This window comes from Lysinibacillus fusiformis, assembly GCF_003049525.1.
Taxonomy (GTDB): Bacteria; Bacillota; Bacilli; order Bacillales_A; family Planococcaceae; genus Lysinibacillus; species Lysinibacillus fusiformis.
In genome coordinates, this window is sequence record NZ_PYWL01000008.1 from 39232 (window position 1) to 56070 (window position 16839).

Below are 16839 nucleotides of genomic sequence, written 5' to 3' on the forward strand. Positions count from 1 at the left end.
CTTCTATGAATTTTCGTTTGACCTTTTCGTCGATAGCATTATAATAAAGTGAAACTTACTCAGAAAATTTTTCTCTATTTCGTGTTCGTTCCTCACTTCACGAATGGAGCCTTTTTTGTGAAAAACTCCAATAACGCAAGAAAAGGAGGTCATTCTACCTTGCATCCTACACATCATCAACAACCCATCCATGCGGCCATTTTAACTGTGAGTGATACACGGACAAAGGCAGATGATTTAGCGGGTCAGCGCATTCTTTCTTTACTTCAAGAGGCTGCTTTTGAAGTAGTTGACTACCAAATAGCAAAGGATGAACCGCTTGAAATCTCAGAACTTATTCATCAATGGTGCAATCATGCCAACATCAATGTCATTATCGTCACTGGCGGAACTGGTTTTACACCAAGAGACCAAACCTACGACACCATTTCCCCTCTTTTTGAAAAAGAAATGATGGGGTTCGGAGAATTATTTCGAACGTTAAGCTATGAGGAAATTGGTCCAAAAGCTATGTTTAGTCGGGCCACAGCTGGCAGCCGCCATCAAACGGCTATTTATGTTTTACCGGGTTCTACTAATGCTGTGACATTGGCCATGACCAAGCTTATTTTACCGACCGTACAACATTTTGTTGGAGAATTGAATCGTCTATGAACGTTGCAGGTGTTATCTTAGCTGGTGGTCAATCCTCTCGGTATGGTCAACCGAAAATGTTTGAGACGTTTGAGGGGCTGCCTTTATATAAGCATAGCCTCAACGCTCTCCAAGGAAATCAGCTAAATCCTTTGGTGATCGCTACAAACGCTAGCCTGCAACCAAGTTTTGGTCCTGAGAATGTACAATGGATCATAGAACAGCAGCCCCATCAAGGGCCACTTTTTGCCCTGCATCATATACTGACAGCTTTTCCTGAGGTAGAATGGTTTTTTGTCGTCGCTAGTGATATGCCCTATATGAATGCACCTTTTGTTGAAGAGATGCTAGGCAATATCAATGATTCTTATGATGCGATTGTTCCAAAACAAAATTCACGCTACCAGCCATTAGCAGCCTTATATCGACGCACTGCCCTACCCTTAGCAAAACAATTGATGGAACAAAACAAACGGAGTATGAAAGTGCTTTTAGATCAGCTTCGTGTTAGTTATGTTCCTTTTAATGAGAACTGTCCAACATTTATTAATATCAATGCTCATCATGATTGGCTACAAACAGTTACAAAGGAGTCTAACAATGAATAATTTTACCCACTGGAACGAAGCAGGTCGTCCCAAAATGGTCGACATATCTGAAAAAGAAATAACAACGCGTTCAGCCATAGCACGCAGTACCATTACATTATCCAATGAGGTCTATCAGGCCATCCAGCAAGGGGGTATCAAGAAAGGTGACCCTACACAAGTCGCTCAAATTGCAGGTATTATGGGCGCTAAAAAAACGGCAGATATCATCCCAATGTGCCACCCTATTATGCTACAGGGCACGGATCTGCAATTTGATTATCAGAAAACGGATCTTGGTTATGAGCTACACATTCAAGCTACTGTCAAATGCAATGGAAAAACTGGTGTCGAAATGGAGGCCCTTACAGCTGTGTCCATCGCTGCCCTCACTTTTTACGACATGTGTAAGGCGGTTGATAAAACGATGGTCATTAAAGAAACCTATCTTGTAGAAAAAACAGGCGGAAAAAGCGGTGCCTTTACGCATAAATAAACAGAAAAAATTCGGCATCTTGCCGATTTTTTTCTGTTTTTCATGTTTACCCCCCGATATGAGACATTTCAACTTTAGCCTTTTTCCTGCTTGCCATCGTCTGTTCGTTCCGCTCGTCTGAATAGCGATCATTTCTTTTTGTCCAGACATTTTTTATACAATTAATAATTGCTGTATCATCTTGTCCTGATCTTAATAGCTCTCTTAAATCCGTACCTTCTGTAGCAAATAAACAAGTATATAATTTGCCCTCTGCTGAGAGGCGGGCACGTGAGCAAGAAGTGCAAAAGGAATCTGTGACGGATGATATAATACCAATCTCCCCCTTATTATCCTTGTATTGGTAACGCGTCGCCACTTCCCCGTGATAATTAGGAGCAATCGGTTGCAGCGGTGAATGCTGATGGATTTGCTCAATGATGTCTTTTTTAGCCAATACATCATCCATGCGCCACCCATTCGAATTCCCAACATCCATATACTCAATAAAGCGTAAAATATGTTGTTTTTCTTTAAAAAATCGTGCCATTTCTAAAACATCCTGGTCATTTTTCCCTTTTTGAACAACCATATTAATTTTTACTTGTAAACCTGCTTCCGCTGCCTTTTCAATACCCTCTAACACCGTTGACACCTTCCCTCGATGTCCATTCATCTCAAAAAAACGCTCGTCGTTTAGTGAATCTAAACTGATTGAAACTCGGGATAAGCCTGCTTGTGCCAATGGCTGTGCATATTTTTTTAATAAAGTGCCATTTGTTGTTAAGGCGATATCCTCTACACCTTCTAGGCGATGAATTCGGGCAATTAATTCCGTTAAATCACGGCGTAATAAAGGCTCTCCACCTGTAATACGAACTTTTTTAACACCTAATGAGACGAAGATTTTGACTAATCTTTCAATCTCATCGAAGTTTAATATTTTATCAGACGGTAAAAATGCATAATCTGGACCAAATACTTCTGCTGGCATACAATAACGACAGCGAAAATTACAGCGATCTGTCACGGATATTCTTAAATCTCTTAACGGTCTGCGTAGTTGGTCTTGTAGATCCGTCATTTAATCTCCTTCTTTCCGTACATTCTGTGCTGGCATGATGATGCGTTCTGGATGTGTATAAATATTCAATGTTTGTTGTCGAATAAAGCCTACGGTCGTAATGCCAAGCTGCTCAGCCAATTGCAAGGCTAATTCGGTTGGTGCCGATTTAGACAATACTATTTCACAGCCTATTTTAGATACCTTTAGTAATATTTCTGATGATATCCGTCCACTAAAAACAATAATTTTATCGTGCATACTTATATTTTGACGTAAACAATAGCCGTAAATTTTATCTAAAGCATTATGGCGACCAATATCCATGCGACTTAAAACAATGCCATTGACATCGCATAGCGCTGCATTATGCACACCACCTGTTTTTTTAAATATATCAGCCGTCTCCTGCATGGCGTGCATTAAACGAAAGCAATCTTCAGTCGTAATTTGGACATGAATATCTTCCATTTTTTTTGCTACTAAAGCATCGTTTGTGAAAACAAAGCCTTGTCGACTCATTCCACAGCAAGACGTTATATAGCGTTTGTTTTGCGTTTGCTGATAGTAAGGATTGACATGCTTGGTTTTAATGTGCACAAAGCCTTCTTGTTCTTGATGCCAAATATTCTCAATATCCTTGTAATTACGGATCACCCGTTCAGACGCTAAATAACCGATGACCATATCCTCGACATATTCTGGCGTACAAACCATCGTGACAAATTCTTGTTGATTAATTTTCACGGTCACAGCATATTCTGAGACAATTAAATCATCTATTTCCTTCACTTGCTGCCCCTGAACCCGCACAATCTTCCTCGTAACGGCTCTCTCCATAAGGCATCCTCCTTTATTCACTTATATGCTTTTCAAAAACAAAGACGGAAATCGCAAAATCCTCTTCAATTTTAATATCTGAAAATAAATGGAGTAATTTACTGCCCATTAATTCTTCCATGCCCTCAGGTGGCGATTGTGCATATAAATCTTGAATCATGCTCGTCCTTGCGGCATGAACCATTTTCAATCCTTCGGGTGAACCCGCAATGAATTTTTCAGTTGGGGTGATATTCCCGTATAAAGTGGAGACAGCCATATTTTCAACAAAGACCGTATGAATACGTTCTGGTCCTTTACCAAAAACTTCTTTTCGTAATTTACGAATCATATCGTTAAATTCATGAACTTTTTTAGACATCGTAATGATTCTCCCATCATCATTATACTTTTTTAGGCAATCACTATGGGGGTCACCCTTACAGTTTGTTAATCATATAGTAACTTTTAAAAAAATAAAAGGGAAAATGTTTTTGATAATCATTCTCATGTAAAAATATTTATGATTTATATTGTTCCTTTTGCGGCAAAGGGCTATAATAATAGCACAAATGGAATTTATGTATTTTGATCCCTATGTCGCATCTACTTAGAAATCGCATAGTGTTTATGAATATTTGAATTCTATTATGACCCAAAAATAAAAGCTGATTGAGTTTTTAGCAAGTCCTGCTAAGAATTTTATCCACCATGAATGTATTAGCATGTCTTAGACGTGCCATTTCATGGTGGATTTTTTTATTTTTTAATCCGGGACATGGATAACTTGTTATGTTCTAGCAATTACCCTATTTTGAGGTAGCTTCAAGGCCATTTGGGAATTACAATGATAACAAGACAATCTTTTCATCATTAATAAAAACTCGCAATGTAATTCCCTTTTGTCTTAAGCCGTAACAGGTTGTACGAGTAGTCTCATAGTGTAAAAGGAGGAAGTTACCTTGACTCAAATTCATATTAATGGCGTAACGTACGATGTAAAAGAAGGAGCTACAATCCTTGATACCATTAATCAACATGACATCCCACATCCACAAATTTGTCATGTACCTACCGTTGATCCAATCGAGACTTGTGATACATGTATCGTTGAGGTGAACGGCCAATTAGTTCGGTCATGCTCAACGAAGGCAGTTGATGGCATGAATATATTATTAACTTCTGACAAAGCAAAGGCGGCACAAACGGAAGCGATGGATCGACTTCTTGAAAATCATTTATTGTACTGTACAGTTTGTGATAATAACAACGGCAATTGTACTTTACACAACACAGCTGAGTTAATGGAAATCGAGCATCAAAAATATCCATACAAACCAAAAGTGGAGCCACATGAAGTGGACATGTCACACCCATTTTACCGATATGATCCAAACCAATGTATCGCATGTGGACAATGTGTGGAGGTTTGTCAAAGTTTACAGGTGAATGAAACGCTATCTTTGGATTGGGAGGCAGAAAGACCTCGCGTAATTTGGGATACTGGCGTTGCGATTAATGATTCTTCCTGTGTCAGCTGCGGTCAATGTGTAACCGTTTGCCCATGTAATGCGTTAATGGAAAAATCCATGCTGGGAGAGGCTGGATTTATGACTGGTCTTAAACAGGATATGCTAGATCCAATGATCAGTTTGATAAAAGAAGTAGAGCCCGGCTATAGTGGTATCTTTGCTGTTTCTGAGGTGGAAGCAGCGATGCGTAGTAAACGGACGAAAAAGACAAAAACAGTTTGTACCTTCTGCGGTGTAGGCTGCTCGTTCGAAGTGTGGACAAAAGATCGCAAAATTTTAAAAGTACAACCTTCCGATGGTCCTGTAAATGCAATTTCTACTTGTGTCAAAGGGAAATTCGGTTGGGACTTTATCAACTCTGAAGAACGTATAACAAAGCCATTAATCCGTAAAGCTGATGCCTTTGTGGAATCTTCTTGGGAGGAAGCACTTGATTTAATTGCCACTAAACTGGGGGGCATTCAACAACAATATGGCCCTGGCTCTGTTGGCTTTATCTCATCATCTAAAATTACAAACGAAGAAAATTACTTAATTCAAAAAATGGCACGTCAATTGTTTAAGACAAATGATGTTGATAATTGCTCTCGCTATTGCCAATCACCAGCGACGGACGGTTTATTGCGCACTGTAGGTATGGGTGGCGATGCAGGAACAATTAAAGATATTGCCAAGGCAGGTCTTGTCATTATTATTGGGGCTAATCCGGCTGAGGGTCATCCCGTTTTGGCTACTCGTGTCAAACGTGCCCATAAATTACATGGTCAAAAGCTGATTGTTGCTGATATACGTAAACATGAAATGGCTGAGCGTTCAGATATATTTATGCGTCCGAAGCAAGGTACTGACCAAGTATGGTTAATGGCTGTAACCAAATATATGATGGATCAAGGATGGCATGATGAAGCCTTCATTCAGGAAAATGTCCTACACTTGGACGATTTCAAACAAGTTCTTGAAAAATATACACTTGACTATGCACAAGAAATGACTGGAATTTCAAAAGAAACCATCATTCAGGTGGCAGAAATGATTCGTGACGCAGACGGCACTTGCGTTCTTTGGGGTATGGGCGTCACACAAAATACAGGTGGATCTTATACATCGGCTGCCATTTCTAATTTACTTTTAGCAACTGGTAACTACCGTCGTCCAGGTGCAGGTGCTTACCCTCTTCGCGGTCATAATAATGTTCAAGGCGCATGTGATATGGGTACACTACCAAATCTATTGCCGGGCTATCAAAAAGTAACAGATGATGAAGCCCGTGCTAAATTCGAAAAAGCATATGGTGTCAACATTCAACCACAGCCAGGTCGTAATAATATGCAAATGTTAGATGCGATTATGGAAGGTAAAATGAAGGCGATGTATTTAGTAGGTGAAGATATGGCGCTTGTTGACTGCAATGCGAACCATGTGGATGAGGTGCTATCCCAATTAGACTTCTTTGTGGTCCAAGATTGTTTCCTATCACGCACGGCACAATATGCGGATGTAATTTTACCAGCTGCTCCTTCCCTTGAAAAAGATGGTACATTCACTAATACAGAGCGTCGCGTTCAACGTCTATATCAGGTTTTGCCGACACTTGGTGAGTCGAAGGCAGATTGGGAAATTCTACAAGCAGTTGCTCATCGTCTTGGTGCTGACTGGCATTACAATCACCCAAGCGACATCTTCGACGAAATGGCTAGCCTATCTCCCCTTTTCTCGCAAGCCAACTATGATGTTTTAGAGGGCTGGGGTAGCTTCTGCTGGGGTAGTCATGATGGGAAAGATACTCCTTTACTATATGAGGATGGATTTAACTTCCCTGATAAAAAGGCACGCTTTGCATTAAATGACTGGAAGGAACCAGTTGAATTTGAGGCACAGTATGATTGTCATATTAATAACGGTCGTATGCTTGAACACTTCCATGAAGGCAACTTAACGAATAAATCAAAGGGTATTCAATCAAAAGTTCCTGAGATTTTTGTAGAAGTATCACCCGAACTAGCGAAAGAACGAGGCATCGAGGATGGTGCCCTACTCCGTTTAGTATCGCCATATGGTGCATTAAAGCTAAATGCTCTTGTTACAGATCGCGTACAAGGTAACGAGCTATTCTTACCAATGAACTCTGTTAGCAAGGATTCCGCAATTAATTTCCTAACGGGTCCAGCCGCAGATGTGAATACGTCAACACCTGCCTATAAACAAACGAAAGTTCGAGTAGAAGTGCTAAAAGCAAAAGGAAAATCACCACTTCCTCGAACAAACCCACGCTATAAAAAGCGTCATCCTCAAAATGGCGTCGAGGTACAACGGAAATGGAATCGTCCTGGCTACGTTCACTTAACAACTACTAACGAAAGAGAGTGAGAGCATGGCTGTACCGATTACAAGCATAAAAAAGCAACAATTTACGGAAGAACAACTAAAAGAACAAAAATTAGATAATCTAAAACAACTACTTTCTGATCATGAAGAAGCAGTTCAGCAAGTATTTACAATTATGGCAGAATTAAATGATATTGGTGCATTAGAAGCCGCTACTAAGTTACTTGAAGCGAAAGAAGATGTTGCTCATATAGCACTTGGACAATTAACACGAAAGCCTGTGACGAATATCATTAATAATTTGATGGGTGTTGCAGGAGCCTTGACAGAGCTAAATCCTGAAACAACAACAAAACTTATTGAAGGCTTAAATGCTGGAGTAGACGAAGCGAACAAAGCTCTAGAAACTGATGAAAAAGTGAGTGCTTTTAAGCTAGTTAAAATGTTAAATGATCCAGATGTTAATCGTGCAGTCAATTTCGGTGTCCATTTCTTAAAAGGACTTGGTAAAGGCTTAAAAGATTAGGTGGTGCCTACATGTTAACGAAAGAAAATATACTAAACGCCTTGAAACAGGTAGAAGATCCAGAGCTTCACCAAAGTATTATAGACTTAAATATGGTGCGTAATATTCAAATCAATGGTACACAAGTATCGCTTGATATCATTTTGACTATTCCTGGCTGCCCTTTAAAAGCAAAAATTCAGCAGGAGGTGGAGGGGGCATTAAAAGCGATTGGTGTCTCCCCTGTTATCATTAGCTTTGGGGCAATGACTGAAGAGGAACGTCGCACCTTAATCGCCTCTCTACAAGCGAAAAATGTGACAGATAAAGGGATGCCAAAAATGCTATTGCCCCATTCAGGTGTTCGATTTATTGCAGTAACTAGTGGTAAAGGTGGTGTTGGTAAGTCTACCGTAACGATCAACCTAGCTGTTGCTCTTGCCCGTCTTGGGAAACGTGTCGGTATTTTAGATGCAGATATTTACGGCTTCAGTATACCAACGATGATGAATGTTGACCAAAAACCGACCATGCTGGACCAAACTGCTATTCCCGTGATGGTTCATGGCGTCAAAATCATGTCGATGGGCTTTTTTACAAATGACAACCAGCCTGTCATGTGGCGTGGACCTATGCTCAACAAATGGATTCGAAATTTCCTGGTCAACACCCATTGGGGAGAATTAGATTATCTTCTCATCGATTTGCCACCAGGTACAGGTGATGTGGCAATTGATATGGCGGCGATGATTCCTCAAGCACAGGAAGTGATTGTCACAACACCGCATCTTGTTGCATCTCACGTTGCTTCCCGAGCAGGTTTAATGGCTCAACATACCAAGCACACCATACTTGGTGTCGTTGAAAATATGGCCTATTTTGAAGGGACAGATGGTCAAAAAAACTATCTTTTTGGACAAGGTGGCGCTGAGCAACTAGCCGAATTATTGCAAACTAATGTTTTAGCACATATTCCTTTTGCTCAACCTGAAGAAAATACGGGCTCCTCCGTATACGATGCAGATACAATTATTGGTGAAGTGTTTACTCACCTAGCAGAAGATATACTTTATCAATAAAAAATCATCCCTTGATTTGTTTATACATACACAAATCAAGGGATTTTATTTTTCCTGTTATTTTTTTCAAGCATTCACCGAATTTAACGGATCACTAATAGCCAGCCTTTTTTAATACTTGCATGAAATAAAAACGATACGTATTTTGGACAAAAGTATCTAATGGGAGCCCTACATTCACCTGATATTTTGTAAAAATAAAATAAAATCGTTTATCCCATTTTAAACGTAATAACTGTCCCGCCTCTTCACCATGCTTCTCTGTAAATTCCTCAATCAAAGGTTCAATCATCGCAAAGCAATAGTCTTTTAAATGCGCGAGAGCTTCGATATCTTTATCCCTTTGAAAGCGAATAATCCAATCTATTATTTGCTCATTCATTAGCTTACTCCATCCTTATTTTACAGAGTTTCTTCCTATTAAATTATACTCTTTTTTATTAGAAGCAAATAATGCTTTCCTGAGCTAAATCATTTTTTGCCACAAGTTATTTCATCACACTGTCATTTACATTTCATCAATTGGTCGATTCCAACGTAGGTGATATTGAACAACCCTATCCCTAGAATGTTTATCTAGGACTATAAGCTGATCCCCTGTTTGGATGATATAGCCCTTCTCCACTGTTCGTACTTTAGGCTGCTGTTGATAGGAATTAATGGCACCAATCTTCTCTTCCCATAGTAATTGATGCTTTTTCATATCGTACAGCACGAGCAGATGATCTGCACTCTCTCGCTGAGTCCTTCGATATGAAAGGAGGGCAGTGCCGTTGGCTAAATCTACATCCATCACTTTTGGCTCTAAATTTTGATAGGTTCGTATAGCAGTCTCTGACAACACCTGGTGACTAAAATCTTGAATCTCCTCATAATTATCTAAGGGATGCTGATGCGTAGCAAAATAACCTGGCAAATCCGACTCAATAAAGAAACGAGCAGCTATATAATTTTGGGCTTTATCATCTTTGTTTAAAGTCTTACCATCATAATGATAAAAATGACCATCGACACCTTCTAAATAAAGTTCGTGTTGTAAAGCTACCATCTGTTGCGCACCATTGCTTAAAATATCTATTAATGGCTGGTGCTGCTGGCGAAATTCCTTTTCAGAAAGAATTTCTTTTCCCGTTTCTATATCTAAAAGTGACAATTGCCCATACTCACCATCTCGATGGTGAATAAGTAAGCCACCCATAAAGTTTCCAATAAGCGTTTCTTTATAAGAAGCCGATTTTGTCCATTGCTTTTCACCTGTCTCCAAATTCACAGCTACAATAAGATAATGTGAAATCAAGTGTGTAATGCCATTGGATGTTCCATTATTTTCAGAGCCCTGCACCATTTGGACAGCAATTTTTTGTGATTCATCTGTATAAATAGAGGAGTCCGATTTGATCGGAAAGCCTCGTCCTGCTAAACCGAAAACTATCATTAGTGCATTACTTACTACTATATAAATGACGAGCAAGCTGATAGAAATAATAAGACGCTTCCGTTTAATAGCTATAAATAATAGCAGGAACAATCCCAGTCCAAAGATAACCTCTAAAAAAATATCGTGAACAAGCCAGCCGTTTAAGCGCCAAGAATACATGTACCGTTGAAGAAATTGTTCCACTTTACTACCTCCTTTACCAAACAACCATTAGCTAAAATCTGAATAAAGCACATAGCTGTCACATTCCAGGCATTGAAATAAATACCCCTGATGATGCCCATTATTCATTAAGGAGGCAGAAAGCTCTTCTAGCGAAAAGCCCGTATAATTGTCAAACTTATCGTCTATGCCTAGCTCCACCATATCACTCCAACCAACATAGCCAATAAATGCACAGTAATCTGAACAATGGGCTACCCAATTATTCCCTTGCCAGCTCACATAACCTGGCGTTCGATATAGCACTTCCTCTGCTAATGTAGGATTTGTAATCTGTTCATCATGAATTAAATCTTGCTGGTAGGAACCATCATATTTTCGGGCAGCTTCTCCACTATGAATACAAGAAGGACAAAGATAATCAACATCCTCTATCGCGTAAATACCACCTGTATAATAGACATCCACTTCCTGTTGACAACAATCGCATTCAACGATGTCATCTGTTTCAAAAATTTTCGCCTCTATTGGATTTGGTAAATATTTAAACGTAGGGATGAACGTTTGGATAGTCCGTTGATCTCTTATCTTTTGTGGCATCAACGGAACCACTGAATTTGGTTGATTTATGTAGGTTTGTAGCGTTCCTAATTTTTTTCGATCTTTTTTATCTTTATTATTCATAATAGCTGTAAATAGTCGATACGCCTCTGGGTACATCCTTAGTAAACAATAGACCTCGACTAGTATTCTCAATGTTTCTTGCGTTTGTGGCTCATTCTTTAATTGCTCTTTAAAAATATGCATCCGGTTAACCGTTATTGGTTGAGAAGGATTAAAATTATTTCTAAGCTCCTGCCATTCTTCAGCAATTGTCATCAAAATCTGCCTCCTTCGTTTACCTAATTTTAATATTAAAAAGAATACTCTTTCATGACTTGGCAAATTTCAACTTGATAATGTGTGTACCATTTCTCTTTTCCTAATTGCTGGGCCGTTAAATGCTTGGCATTAGCTTTCCAAGCTTGAATAGCCTCTAGTGATTCCCAATAGGATACGGTAATGCCCTTTCCGTCCTCATCCCTTACACTTTCAACACGTAGGAAGCCAGGCTGTTGCTTGGCTAAAGCATCTATTATTTCGGCCATCTTACCATAGCCCTCCCCATCATGTTCGGTTCTTTGTGATGTAAAGATCACTGCATAATATGTTTCCATTTATTTCTCCCCCTCTATAACTTTTATTGTAAACGATAATGACTTTGACTAAAATCAAAATATAGCAAACGAAAGGATTGTGACAAATGGGAATTAATCCAAATATGGCTGAAGTCGCAGCGCTCCTCGGCGAAACTTCAAGAGCTACAATACTCGCTAGTATGATGGACGGTCGTTTCCATACGGCTAGTGAATTAGCCTATATGGCTGCTATTAAACCTCAAACAGCTAGCTTCCATCTAGCTAAATTAGTAGAAGGAAAACTAATAAAGGTGGAAAAACAGGGTAGACACCGCTATTTTCAATTAGCAGACGAGGAAATTGCTCAATTTCTTGAATCCTTCCTAGCCATTTCACCTCCTCCTGAAATACGATCTTTAAAACAATCTAGCCAAATAAAATTGTTGCAGGAGGCTCGAACTTGCTATGACCATCTGGCTGGTAAATTAGGTGTTCATTTGACAGAATCGATGATGCGAGCGGGCTATTTAAAATTAGAAGAAAAGCAGTTTGTTTTAACAGATGAAGGCACATTATTTTTCACATCATTTGGTATCGATTTACCTGCATTAAAAAAGAAAAGAAGATCCTTCTCACATGCCTGTTTAGATTGGAGCGAACGGCGTTATCATTTGGCTGGTGCTCTTGGTAGTGAGCTATTCAATCATTTATTCCAGCTTGGCTGGCTTACTCGTGTCCCTTCTATTCGCGCCATTCAGGTGACGGAGAAAGGTAAAATTGGATTGAAAGAGGTATTTCAAATAGAGCTATAAAGAGTAACTAGACTTGAGGTAGGTCGCTATTACCTCAAGTCTTTTCCTCTACTAAAAGTGCGATTTACTAAATAAATTCCGACCAGTATGAATAGCCCTCCTATCATTAAAGATGGTTGTAATGGCTCATCTAATAACAGCCAGCCCGTTAAAACTCCGAAAAAGGGCGCTAAAAACAGATAGGCACTTGTTTTTCCAGGATCGCTATTTTGAAGTAGATAGTACCAGCCAGCAAATTGAATGATGGAAGAAAAGATACTAAGCCATATTAAAATCAATAATGATTGTTGATTGACAATGAAAAATGGTTGCTCTAACAAGGTACTCGCAAGGAAAAGAAGGAAGCCCCCAAACAGCATTTGGTAGGCTGATAAAACCCAAGTATCAAATAATAGACCCCATTTTTTGGCTAATAATGTTGCAATGGCCCAAAAAACAGCAGATAAAAATCCAAATAGAATACCTATCTTCCATTCAACTTGGGTACCCATTGTGATGATCACGCCGATTAAACCGAGCAAAACACCTATCCATTGATGGAACCTGTAACGTACTTTGGTAAAAATAGTGGCAAATATGACAACTAGTAATGGGTTTGTGAATGTTAATATAGAAGACTCACTTGCTGAAATGGTACGTAGACTTAGAAAAATACACCCCATCACTCCAGCCGTTTGAAAGACTCCAATCATCAATAACTTGAACCACCCTTCCTTTGTGGTTGGATGTGGTCTTTTAAAGAACCTAACAACGATAGCCATAATGATCCCTGCCAATATAAAACGCAATGCAGCCAATAATAAAGGGGATGAATAGGGTAGTCCTAGTTTTACGATGGCAAAAGATGAACCCATTAAAAAGGTCGTAACTACTAATAGTGCAATAAATTGATAGTTTTTCATACAAATTTCTCCTTACCTGATTTAATCACTTTATATCGATTATAAACAGGAAGTAATTCAACATTTATCGAAGTATGGATTACAAAAAAAGCATGTAATAAAAAATCTTACCTCTAATAACTAAGAGGTAAGATGCTATAAATATCAATTTTCCATAAATATCTTCAAGTTTTCAGCAATTTCTCGTGATTTTGTATGGTGTAAGTAATGATCTCCATCCATTATAATGACTTTGCCATGCACTGAATTTTTGACTTGCTCTTCATGGAGTGGTATCCAGTTTTTCTCAATTCCATCATTGTTGTTCGCCTGAACAAATAACAATAGAGGTAAATCTTTAGGGAATGTAAGGTTTTCTGCTTCTTTAAATTTTTGATATATCCCCTTTAGTTCATTGGAAGTACTCGTATTATAAAAGTTTTTAAGGGTAATCATCCTAATTTGCTCTTTTGTTTCATCGTCATAAGGTAATCCAGCATATGGATCAGTTCCCGATAATTTTAGAGCTACTCGAGCAATGCCTGATTTTTTTAGAAACTGTAACGACTTAATTGGGAACTCCGTATCCATACCACCCTGAGTAGGGACACTGCTATCAATTCCGATAAATGCAGTTACCTCATCCTGATATTTATTGACATAATCGAGTCCATAGATCCCTGCTATCGAATGTCCCATTAACATATACTTGTCAATTTTTAATGTCTGTAGCGCTTCATGAATCTCACTAACTATATTCTCTGTGTTGCGCTCTTTCTTAGTATCATCGCTTAGCCCATAGCCAAAAGGCTCTACAGAAACTACCTTATAGTGTGGAGCTAGTTCCTCAATCAGTGGCTGAAAATCAAGCGTTGGAGCTGCTGTTCCGAAGCCTGGTAGTAAGACAATGGTTTCTGTCCCCTTCCCTTGAATAGTAATATTCATATTTTCTCCATTAACAGCAACGAGCTGACCATAGGGTTCTATTTTACCTTGTTCTATTTTGTTGCAAATAATGTTAACTGTAAAAACAATAGCGAGTAGTAGCAATCCTATTGCACCTATAATCGCTATCGATTTCAATAAGATTCTAGTAAATTTTTTCATATTTGACACACGAGGGGGTTCACCTTTACTCGTGCCTGCCTCCTTTACACTGTTGTTAACAGCTACCTTATGAGCCGTTAACAACAGTGTAAAGGACGAAGATGTCTTCCCAATGACGGTAATATGAACGCAATATGAACAATAAAAAAATGTTACGATATCCTATGTGAATAGCTACATAGGAATCCTAACATTTATCTTTTAATGGGCTGTGATTGGCAATGTAACAATAAATGTCGTTCCTTGTCCAAGCTCACTCTCCACCCGAACGTCCCCTTTATGCAAGGAAACGATTTGTTTCACAATAGCAAGTCCCATCCCACTTCCCTCATATTTTGGACTGTGGGAACGATCCGCCTTAAAAAATCGCTCGAATACCCGCTTCTGATCCTCTTGAGAAATGCCAATGCCCGTATCTGTTATGCGAACTAACACATGATGAGCCTCTTGTGACATGCTGATCTTTATCGTGTCGCCATCCTTTGAAAATTTAATACTATTCGTAAGAAGATTTGTCCATACCTGATTTAATTGGTCGTAATCTGCCATGACATACATCGACTGCAACTGGAGGTTAAAATGGATGTTTTTAGCCATCCATTGTGGCTGGATTGCGACGATTACACGTCTAATTTGTTCATCTAGGCTCAACGACACAGGCTGCATCGGCGGTGCCTTAGATTCAAGTAAACTTAGTTTTAATAGACTATCACTCATTTTAGACATTCGTTGAGCTTCAGCCATAATAATATCAAGATAACGGTTTTTTTCCTCATCCGTTAAGTCTACCTGCTTTAGTGCCAGAGCATAGCCAGATATTGAGGTAAGGGGTGACTGAACCTCATGGGATACGTTCGAGACAAACTCTTTCCTCATTTGCTCTAATTGCTGCAAATCGTAAGCCATTTCTTCAAAGCTTCTGGCCAAAACACCTAATTCTCCTGATTGTTTAATGTTGAGCTCGACATTAAAATCTCCACCTGCTATATGTCTCGTGGCTTTTGTTAATTTTTTAATCGGTCTCACTAAAAACATAGCCGCTATTAGAAATACTACACTGCCTATAACTAGCGCATATGTGGAAAAATTTAAAATTACCGTGAGCGCAAAAGAGGCAGAGGAGACAGCTTTTGGTTCGATAAACATCGCTTTGGTTCCTTTGTCAGTTGTTAAAGGCATACCGACAAGTCCTGAAGAAACGTTCGGATTCACTTGCACAACTTTACCATCCAACACGTCTCGAACTTGCGTCTTAGTCACGTCAACTAATTTATCGCTTGGAGCATCTCCATAAGCCTTCAACTTCCCTGCTTCATCATAAACATAGACATCATACGATTTCAGTTGATTCATTTGGCTAAGTAAATTGTCTGCCTCCTGAAAAGGCATTGTGTCAAAAATTAAGACAATGTCCTGTCCAAAATTCAGCAAGGGGATTTGTAAGTACTCATTCAATTTATCTTTAAATAGCCATGTGGCTACGAAGAAGGAAACGACTGTCCCCCCAATGACCGCAACAAGAAATGTCAACACTACACGTGTATATAAAGATTTAATCATTCATCAACCTCTAACCTATACCCAAGACCTCGTATCGTCTCAATATGAAAATCAGCTATCATCGCGAAGCGTTCACGCAAGCGCTTTATATGTACATCAATTGTTCGATTATCGCCAGCATAATCTATTCCCCAGATTTGATCGATCAGCTGTTCACGTGTATAAACCTGTCCAGGCGTTTCGGCTAGCTTATATAATAATTCGAACTCTTTCAGTGGCAACGTAATCGAATCCGTTCTTGTCATAACTTTATAGGTCTGACGGTCAAGGGTAATAGCACCGAGCTTAATGGTCTGCGAGTAGCCAATCCTGTAGCGCTTTAATAAAGCCTTTACACGTACCGTCAATTCTAAAGGATCGAATGGTTTGGTCAAATAATCATCTGTACCGAGCTCAAAGCCCTTGACTTTTTCCCATGTTTCACCTCTTGCCGTCAGCATAAGTAATGGGATTTCAGCATTTGCTCTCCGTAGCTCCTTACATAAAGTCCAACCATCCATCGTTGGCATCATAATATCAAGCACTACAAGATCAACAGGTGTTGAGTGATAGATGGATAATGCTGCCTTACCATCTTCGGCTTCCACTGTTGCGAATCCTTCCTTGCGCAGAAACAGGCATACAAGCTCGCGAATATTCGCATCATCGTCAGCAACAAGTATAGTCGTCATACATCCGTTCCC

The 16839-nt window shown here is 39.3% G+C and carries 18 protein-coding genes; 7 read left to right on the forward strand and 11 right to left on the reverse strand.

The window, feature by feature from the left end:
• Nucleotides 1–159: 159 nt before the first annotated feature.
• The 3 genes from C9J29_RS16890 to moaC are packed head-to-tail and all read left to right on the forward strand — an operon-like array spanning nt 160 to nt 1716.
• Entirely contained in the window at nt 160–654 is a 495-nt protein-coding gene (locus C9J29_RS16890) for a MogA/MoaB family molybdenum cofactor biosynthesis protein (protein WP_089986366.1), read from the forward strand.
• Nucleotides 651–1241 carry a molybdenum cofactor guanylyltransferase gene (locus tag C9J29_RS16895; RefSeq protein ID WP_089986365.1) on the forward strand — a complete coding sequence of 197 codons (591 nt, stop codon included), beginning with the start codon at nt 651–653 and terminating at the stop codon, nt 1239–1241. The genes C9J29_RS16890 and C9J29_RS16895 overlap by 4 nt, the downstream gene beginning before the upstream one ends.
• Nucleotides 1234–1716 (forward strand): cyclic pyranopterin monophosphate synthase MoaC, encoded by a 483-nt coding sequence (gene moaC, locus C9J29_RS16900; RefSeq protein ID WP_008178569.1) that lies wholly within the window; start codon nt 1234–1236, stop codon nt 1714–1716. Before C9J29_RS16895 ends, moaC begins: the two co-directional genes overlap by 8 nt.
• 46 nt (nt 1717–1762) lie before the next feature.
• Here the strand turns inward: moaC and moaA are convergent, their stop codons facing one another.
• The 3 genes from moaA to C9J29_RS16915 are packed head-to-tail and all read right to left on the reverse strand — an operon-like array spanning nt 1763 to nt 3959.
• Nucleotides 1763–2779: a GTP 3',8-cyclase MoaA gene (gene moaA / locus C9J29_RS16905; protein WP_043990494.1), complete on the reverse strand. Its 1017-nt coding sequence runs from the start codon at nt 2777–2779 to the stop codon at nt 1763–1765.
• Nucleotides 2780–3598, reverse strand: coding sequence for a formate dehydrogenase accessory sulfurtransferase FdhD (gene fdhD / locus C9J29_RS16910; protein WP_107922488.1), 819 nt, complete (start codon nt 3596–3598; stop codon nt 2780–2782).
• 13 nt (nt 3599–3611) lie between these two features.
• Entirely contained in the window at nt 3612–3959 is a 348-nt protein-coding gene (locus tag C9J29_RS16915) for a Na-translocating system protein MpsC family protein (protein WP_008178574.1), read from the reverse strand.
• 580 nt (nt 3960–4539) lie between these two features.
• Here C9J29_RS16915 and fdhF point away from each other — a divergent pair.
• The 3 genes from fdhF to C9J29_RS16930 are packed head-to-tail and all read left to right on the forward strand — an operon-like array spanning nt 4540 to nt 9018.
• The gene (gene fdhF / locus C9J29_RS16920) at nt 4540–7476 is read left to right on the forward strand and encodes a formate dehydrogenase subunit alpha (protein WP_107922489.1); all 2937 of its coding nucleotides are present in this window, start codon (nt 4540–4542) and stop codon (nt 7474–7476) included.
• Nucleotides 7477–7480: 4 nt separating this feature from the next.
• Entirely contained in the window at nt 7481–7960 is a 480-nt protein-coding gene (locus tag C9J29_RS16925) for a helical membrane plugin domain-containing protein (RefSeq protein ID WP_008178578.1), read from the forward strand.
• An 11-nt stretch (nt 7961–7971) separates the two neighbouring features.
• The gene (locus C9J29_RS16930; protein WP_089986361.1) at nt 7972–9018 is read left to right on the forward strand and encodes an Mrp/NBP35 family ATP-binding protein; all 1047 of its coding nucleotides are present in this window, start codon (nt 7972–7974) and stop codon (nt 9016–9018) included.
• A gap of 94 nt (nt 9019–9112) precedes the next feature.
• Here the strand turns inward: C9J29_RS16930 and C9J29_RS16935 are convergent, their stop codons facing one another.
• From C9J29_RS16935 to C9J29_RS16950, 4 genes are all read right to left on the reverse strand, one after another.
• A complete protein-coding gene (locus C9J29_RS16935; RefSeq protein WP_008178582.1) occupies nt 9113–9400 on the reverse strand; it encodes a hypothetical protein in 288 nt (95 codons plus the stop codon).
• Nucleotides 9401–9526: 126 nt separating this feature from the next.
• Nucleotides 9527–10639, reverse strand: a complete 1113-nt coding sequence (locus C9J29_RS16940; RefSeq protein WP_107922490.1) for a PA2928 family protein — start codon at nt 10637–10639, stop codon at nt 9527–9529.
• A gap of 27 nt (nt 10640–10666) precedes the next feature.
• The gene (locus tag C9J29_RS16945) at nt 10667–11497 is read right to left on the reverse strand and encodes a CbrC family protein (protein ID WP_089986359.1); all 831 of its coding nucleotides are present in this window, start codon (nt 11495–11497) and stop codon (nt 10667–10669) included.
• A gap of 35 nt (nt 11498–11532) precedes the next feature.
• Nucleotides 11533–11835: an antibiotic biosynthesis monooxygenase family protein gene (locus tag C9J29_RS16950; protein WP_089986358.1), complete on the reverse strand. Its 303-nt coding sequence runs from the start codon at nt 11833–11835 to the stop codon at nt 11533–11535.
• A gap of 86 nt (nt 11836–11921) precedes the next feature.
• Here C9J29_RS16950 and C9J29_RS16955 point away from each other — a divergent pair, with 86 nt between their 5' ends.
• Nucleotides 11922–12608, forward strand: a complete 687-nt coding sequence (locus C9J29_RS16955; protein WP_008178590.1) for an ArsR/SmtB family transcription factor — start codon at nt 11922–11924, stop codon at nt 12606–12608.
• Nucleotides 12609–12637: 29 nt separating this feature from the next.
• Here C9J29_RS16955 and C9J29_RS16960 read toward each other — a convergent pair whose 3' ends face one another.
• The 4 genes from C9J29_RS16960 to C9J29_RS16975 form a co-directional block, all read right to left on the reverse strand.
• Nucleotides 12638–13510: a DMT family transporter gene (locus C9J29_RS16960; protein ID WP_008178592.1), complete on the reverse strand. Its 873-nt coding sequence runs from the start codon at nt 13508–13510 to the stop codon at nt 12638–12640.
• A gap of 144 nt (nt 13511–13654) precedes the next feature.
• Entirely contained in the window at nt 13655–14596 is a 942-nt protein-coding gene (locus C9J29_RS16965; RefSeq protein WP_107922543.1) for an alpha/beta fold hydrolase, read from the reverse strand.
• Nucleotides 14597–14797: 201 nt separating this feature from the next.
• Nucleotides 14798–16156 (reverse strand): HAMP domain-containing sensor histidine kinase, encoded by a 1359-nt coding sequence (locus tag C9J29_RS16970; RefSeq protein WP_107922491.1) that lies wholly within the window; start codon nt 16154–16156, stop codon nt 14798–14800.
• Nucleotides 16153–16827, reverse strand: a complete 675-nt coding sequence (locus C9J29_RS16975; protein WP_089986356.1) for a response regulator transcription factor — start codon at nt 16825–16827, stop codon at nt 16153–16155. Before C9J29_RS16975 ends, C9J29_RS16970 begins: the two co-directional genes overlap by 4 nt.
• Nucleotides 16828–16839: the final 12 nt, after the last annotated feature.

Coding starts and splice junctions, on each gene's coding strand:
- moaC (WP_008178569.1), top strand. CDS start 1,234: ATGAATAATTTTACCCACTGGAACGAAGCAGGTCGTCCCAAAATGGTC.
- moaA (WP_043990494.1), bottom strand. CDS start 2,779: ATGACGGATCTACAAGACCAACTACGCAGACCGTTAAGAGATTTAAGA.
- C9J29_RS16945 (WP_089986359.1), bottom strand. CDS start 11,497: ATGACAATTGCTGAAGAATGGCAGGAGCTTAGAAATAATTTTAATCCT.
- C9J29_RS16930 (WP_089986361.1), top strand. CDS start 7,972: ATGTTAACGAAAGAAAATATACTAAACGCCTTGAAACAGGTAGAAGAT.
- fdhD (WP_107922488.1), bottom strand. CDS start 3,598: ATGGAGAGAGCCGTTACGAGGAAGATTGTGCGGGTTCAGGGGCAGCAA.
- C9J29_RS16965 (WP_107922543.1), bottom strand. CDS start 14,596: ATGAAAAAATTTACTAGAATCTTATTGAAATCGATAGCGATTATAGGT.
- C9J29_RS16915 (WP_008178574.1), bottom strand. CDS start 3,959: ATGTCTAAAAAAGTTCATGAATTTAACGATATGATTCGTAAATTACGA.
- C9J29_RS16895 (WP_089986365.1), top strand. CDS start 651: ATGAACGTTGCAGGTGTTATCTTAGCTGGTGGTCAATCCTCTCGGTAT.
- C9J29_RS16970 (WP_107922491.1), bottom strand. CDS start 16,156: ATGATTAAATCTTTATATACACGTGTAGTGTTGACATTTCTTGTTGCG.
- C9J29_RS16935 (WP_008178582.1), bottom strand. CDS start 9,400: ATGAATGAGCAAATAATAGATTGGATTATTCGCTTTCAAAGGGATAAA.
- C9J29_RS16925 (WP_008178578.1), top strand. CDS start 7,481: ATGGCTGTACCGATTACAAGCATAAAAAAGCAACAATTTACGGAAGAA.
- C9J29_RS16950 (WP_089986358.1), bottom strand. CDS start 11,835: ATGGAAACATATTATGCAGTGATCTTTACATCACAAAGAACCGAACAT.
- C9J29_RS16955 (WP_008178590.1), top strand. CDS start 11,922: ATGGGAATTAATCCAAATATGGCTGAAGTCGCAGCGCTCCTCGGCGAA.
- C9J29_RS16960 (WP_008178592.1), bottom strand. CDS start 13,510: ATGAAAAACTATCAATTTATTGCACTATTAGTAGTTACGACCTTTTTA.
- C9J29_RS16975 (WP_089986356.1), bottom strand. CDS start 16,827: ATGACGACTATACTTGTTGCTGACGATGATGCGAATATTCGCGAGCTT.